Source organism: Micromonospora sp. NPDC005087, from assembly GCF_042872965.1.
Taxonomy (GTDB): domain Bacteria; phylum Actinomycetota; class Actinomycetes; order Mycobacteriales; family Micromonosporaceae; genus Micromonospora.
The window spans coordinates 1-5134 of the sequence record NZ_JBIALB010000060.1; the positions used below are offsets into that span (position 1 = coordinate 1).

The following is a 5134-nucleotide window of genomic DNA, read 5'->3' on the forward strand; positions in this document are numbered from 1 at the left end:
CGGCTGCCGGAGGCAGTGGCTCGTGGTGTCCTGGCTGAGGCCGGGCCTGGCTGATCACTGCGAGCAGGTCGGCGGCAGCCGCCGCGTTGAGGACGCACATCCTCCGCCGTTCCGGCTGCTCGGTTGTGTTGTCATAGGCGTGTCCGGTTGCCGTGATCTCCCAGGTCGCGCCGTGGGGCCAGGCGCCGACGAGGACTGCGATGGTGGTGCCGCTGGTCGCTGCGAGTGCGGCCTCGAGGCGGTGTGCGGTGCTGGACTCCGGCGGCGTGTGGGTGAGGATGACCTGGGGCATCTGGCCGGCCGGCACATGCGCCGACCTGCTGGCCAGCCCAGTGGCGGTGTCAGGAGTTTGATGCTGCTGGTGTTCCTTCAGCACCGTCACTGCTTCCTCAAGTGATGCGGTGACGGTGAGACCCGACACCGCATGGAGCCGGCACGCGGTGGGGCCGAGCAGCCTGGTCAGGTCCCCGCTGGTGGTGATGAGCGCCGTCTCTCCGCTGCGGCGGTGCAGGGCGTGCAAAAGGACGGTGACGAGAACGCCGCGAGCGGCATCGTCGGCGGCAACCCCTGTGAGCCCGACGCCCGTCGGCGGCACATCCGTCAGCAATGAGTCCGGCGGCTGTTCCGTGCGCTGATCTGGTGCGGTGTGATCGGATGGACCGGTGCCTTCAGAGGCGGCCAACGCTGCGTGGGCTGCGGTGACGGTCTCTGGCAGCGGGGCGAGGTCGAGGTTCTCGCGTTGCGCCGGCCCAGCCTCATCCGGGCGGTAAGCGCGCCGGCGCCGCAGCCACACGAGTGCTGCGGCCGCGGCAATCTGTTCGGCGCTGGCGTGCGGTATCCAGCCACCCGGCACCGTGACCCCGTCTGGGGCGATGGTGAACGTCGTACCGCGCGTCTCGGCGGTACGGGTGGTGGTCGACGGTGCCGACCGTCGTCGAGGGGATATCTGCCTGTGGTGCGGGCGTCGTACTGGCGGAGGCGCTGAAGACCGCGGCTCCGGCCATGCCGGTGGCGGTGGCCTGAAGCGGCGTGGGAAGCGGTACCCGGCGCAGCCACCGCATGCCGGCGCGTGTCCTCACGACCAGTCGGCCGAGGATCGTGCCAGCCAGCAACAGCCACACCAGCCAGGCGAGGATCGCCAGGGCACCGGTCAGGGTCTGCTCGGTCAGGGGCTGTTCCAGCCACTGCCGCGCCTGCTGCGAGCTCGGCCACCGGCGGAGTGGCCATCCGACGGTGCGCGCCAGCAGCAGCGGCGGGCCCGCCAGCAGGAGGACAAGGAAGAAGCTGGCCCCTATCCGACGCGGCCACCGCATCGCGGGCACCTCCCCCCGCAGGTTGCGGACCCGCCGTCGGCTCGGCTGACGCTGCCGCGCCGGCTCGCAGACGTCGCCCACCGGCAGCCGATGCAGTGGCTCGCGGCGGCCAAGCCGCGGTCCGCGCTCGTCATGGCGGCCCCGTTGCCCTGGGACGGATCAAGGGGCATGGGCGGCGGGTGCGGCGGGACGGATGACGCGCGTCCACAACCGCGCGGCCCACCAGACGGCGATGGCGATGGCGTAGATGACGCCGAGGATGCCGGCGGCCTGTGAACTGACGATCGCGGCGGTGATCACGGCGAGGGGTGCGGCGAGGATGAGGCGGAACACCAGCGGTGTCACGAGCGCCATGACCACCCCGACGCCGAGGAGCAGGCCGCCGACGCGGCCGGCGATGTCGATCCACAGGATGAGGTCAGGCCACCGGTCGGCCGTCAGGGAATACTGGATCAGCGCCATGCCGGCGGCGGCCGTGACGACGGAGCCGGTCGGCACGGCCAGCAGCGCCGACCAGCCACCGTGGGGTGCGCGCCATTGCCGGGCGGCGACGACCGCCATGGCGGCGGCCATCAGCGCGGTCGGGGTGATCGGCCAAAGGGCCCATCTGAGGAACGCGCCTACCGGCTGGCCTAGGTACTGGCTGGCAACTACCGCGTAGAGGCCCGCGATCGCGAGGCCGAGGGAGACGGCGGCGAGGATGCCGACGCTGATCTTTCCGCCTTCGGACCGGGTGTGGGGGTGGGGCTGTGGGCGGCGGCGAGGGAGCCGAGGATGGTGCCCGCTCCGAGGCATGCCAGGAGGGCGAACACGGCGGCCATGGTGAGCTCGCCCCAGTTCAGGGTCACCCAGTAGTGCACGTTCAGCGTGCTGTGCTGCTCTGCGGTCATGAGGCACTGCCAGATCAGGGCCAGGGACGCGAAGCCGGGCACGGCGATGGCGACGGCCCGCCGCACCGGCGGCACCGGCACTTCCACGGCGCTCGCCGTGCTGGGGTTGGCGGCGCCGGCGTCCGCGGCGCCTCTGGCGGCAACGAGCGCCGGCTGCGTGACCACTGTCGGAGCGACGCCGGTCTGGTCGGCGATGAGCTTCTCCAGTTGCGGCAGGTGCGCGCCGCCTCCGACGCAGTAGACGCCGGCGAGTTCGTCGGACCTGATCTCGGCTGCGGTGACCGCCTCGCTGGTCAGCTGCGCAGCGCGCTGCAGGACCGGGTGGGCGGCCTGCTCGAGCATGGTGTTGTTCACGATGATGGGTGGCCGGTTGGGAAGCGGCACGGTCACGGCCGGGTGATGCGCCAGGGCTTCCTTCGCGGCTTGAACGCTGGCGGCCACCGTCCACCGCAGTGCGCCATCACCGGCGTCCTCGGGCATGGGGTCGCCGGTGAGGGACGCGGCGAGAGCTTGGTCGATGGCGGTGCCGCCGGCGGCTGGGTCGGCGAGGGTCGCAAGGACCTCGAAGCCGGCAGGGCCACGGCGCAGGACAGTGGCCTCCGCGCCCGCACCCAGATCGCAGACGGCGATGAACGACCCCACCCGGCATTGCAGGCCGGTGGCCACCAGGTGCTCGGCGACGGCCACCGGCGCTTCCACCAGGCGTGGCTGTGGAAGACCGGCCCGGTGGGCGGCCTGCCGCATCCAGGTGCGCCGCCGCGGCCCCCATCCTGCCGGCACCACCACCCGCACATCTTGCACCGGGCCGCCGGCGACCCGCTCGGCCTCGGCAGCGACGCGGCGCAAGGTTGCTGCCGCCAGGTCGAGAGCGTCAACGACGGTTCCGTCGATGGTGAGCTGGTCGTCGGTGGGGCGGCGCGGTGCCGGGATGAACCGGTTCGGCTGGTCCGCCGCGGCCTGCCATGCCCGCTGCCCTGTCCACACGTCGTCGTCCGGGGAGAGGTAGACGGCGCTGGACAGGTGTGGTGCGCCGTCGAAGGACAGTGGCGACCAGCTGCCGTCGGGCCAGGCAAGGACGGCGACGGTGCTGGTGGTGCCGCAGTCAATTGCTAGCCGCGCCTCCCCCGCCCGCATAGGCATAGTCAAACATGAACATCTCGCTTACGTCACCCCGCCGCTACTGAACGGAACGGGCCGTCCGCTCTAGTCCTCGTGGCGTCGCCGCGCTGGAGCTGTGTGCGGGGCTTCCCGACCTGTGCCGTCGTCCTGCGCCGGCCGGTCCTGCGTGATACGTCATTCGGGATGGAGGTGTTGTTGCGCGGCGGGCCAGGCGACGGGCACGTCGTCGACGGGGGCGGCGAGTCCGTGGTGTGGGGTGCGTGCCTGTACGAGCGCACCTCGGACATCGGGCGGTCCCGCGGCCGGGACCTGCGCGTGTACCAGCACCGGCCCGACTGTTGCCAGCCGTACGGGCGCGGCTCGGAGGACCGCTGCGAATGACCTCGACGGGTGGACGGCACAGCATCCTCAACCAGTCAGCCCAGCGACTGGGTTCCTGCCGGACGTGCGCGTCGTCGCCGACCGCGTCAAGGGGGCCGGGTCGGCGGGCTCCATGTGCAGGGGGCACCCCGCTTCGGCGACGGCGGTCGGCGCAAGTGGTTCCCGGTCGCCGAGGCCGATGAACCCGATCGGAGGTTCCGCGGTGGTCGTGTTCACGACGCGATGGCGTTCAGTTCGGTCAGCGCGTCCTTGGGAAGGGTCAGCGCAGCAGCGGTGACGTTCTCACGCAGGTGCGTGACGGATGAGGTGCCGGGGATGAGCAGGAGGTTCGGGGAGCGCTGGAGCAGCCACGCCAGCGCGACGGCCATCGGTGTGGTGTCGAAGCGGTTGGCGACAGCGTTCAGTTCCTCGGACTGCAGTGGGGAGAAGCCGCCGAGCGGGAAATAGGGCACGTAGGCGATGCCCTGTGCGGCGAGGGAGTCGATCAGGTCATCGTCGTTGCGGTTGGCGATGTTGTAGAAGTTCTGGACGCATACGATCGGCGCGATGGACTGTGCTTCGGCGATCTGCTCGGCGTTGACGGTGCTGAGACCGAGATGCTTGATCAGGCCGTCCTGCTGCAGCTGCGCGAGCGCGGTGAACGGCTCGGCGATGGGGCCGGGAGTGGGTCGGTCGAGCCCACCGACGCGCAGGTTGACCACGTCGAGTGCGTCTAGCCCGAGGTGATACAGGTTGTCGTGCACAGCCTGGCGCAGCTGCTCGGGAGCCAGCGCCGGCGGCCAGTTCCCCTCGGCGTCCCGCAACGCTCCGACCTTCGTCACGATGTGTAGATCGTCAGGGTACGGGTGCAAAGCCTCCCTGATGATCTCGTTGGTGACGTACGGGCCGTAGTAGTCGGCGGTGTCGATGTGGTTGATACCCAGGAGAACGGCCTCGCGCAGCACGGCCACGGCAGCGTCGCGGTCGGCCGGCGGGCCGAACACGTGCGGGCCGGCCAACTGCATCGCGCCGTACCCCATCCGGGTGAACGTCAGATCCTCGGCCATGGTGAACGTCCCGCCAGGCAGTGGGGTCGATGTCATGAGAGTTCCTCTCCTCGTTGTCGCAGGTCCACGCGCTTCCCGCCGACGCGGGCGCCAAACCGCGGCGGCCGCCAGAGGTGATGGCTAGCGGCGGATGTCAACGAGTGCCCATGTGCCGGCCGCGGGACGTGAGCGGGACTCGCAGGTGGCGCTAGGGAGCCGACCCCCAGTGCCTCGGCTGGCACCAGCGCTTGGCTCCGGACGCCCCATCGGTCAGATGGGGCGCGCTCACTCACGAACGCCGCGCATTGTCAGCGGCATGTGCGGATATTCCAAGACCGGCGCACCTCAATACGGCTCGGGAACAGCCACTACCAAGCCATGGGCCGGATGCCGTAAGGCGGTTTGG

4 protein-coding genes and 1 pseudogene are annotated in these 5134 nt (G+C 70.8%); 1 reads left to right on the top strand and 4 read right to left on the bottom strand.

Annotated features, from left to right (window positions below):
- From ACFYPS_RS36745 to ACFYPS_RS36755, 3 genes and pseudogenes are all read right to left on the bottom strand, one after another.
- Positions 1–853 (bottom strand): annotated as a pseudogene (locus ACFYPS_RS36745) (hypothetical protein); the annotation flags it as partial.
- 619 nt (positions 854–1472) lie between these two features.
- Complete coding sequence (locus ACFYPS_RS36750) at positions 1473–1886, bottom strand: hypothetical protein (RefSeq protein ID WP_387331086.1); 414 nt, start codon at positions 1884–1886, stop codon at positions 1473–1475.
- 77 nt (positions 1887–1963) lie between these two features.
- Positions 1964–3337 carry an Hsp70 family protein gene (locus ACFYPS_RS36755; RefSeq protein ID WP_387331089.1) on the bottom strand — a complete coding sequence of 458 codons (1374 nt, stop codon included), beginning with the start codon at positions 3335–3337 and terminating at the stop codon, positions 1964–1966.
- A gap of 168 nt (positions 3338–3505) precedes the next feature.
- On the opposite strand from ACFYPS_RS36755, the gene ACFYPS_RS36760 reads away from it, so the two are divergent.
- Entirely contained in the window at positions 3506–3703 is a 198-nt protein-coding gene (locus ACFYPS_RS36760) for a hypothetical protein (RefSeq protein WP_387331092.1), read from the top strand.
- A gap of 212 nt (positions 3704–3915) precedes the next feature.
- On the opposite strand, the gene ACFYPS_RS36765 is transcribed toward ACFYPS_RS36760, so the two are convergent.
- Positions 3916–4785: an aldo/keto reductase family oxidoreductase gene (locus ACFYPS_RS36765; RefSeq protein ID WP_387331095.1), complete on the bottom strand. Its 870-nt coding sequence runs from the start codon at positions 4783–4785 to the stop codon at positions 3916–3918.
- Positions 4786–5134: the final 349 nt, after the last annotated feature.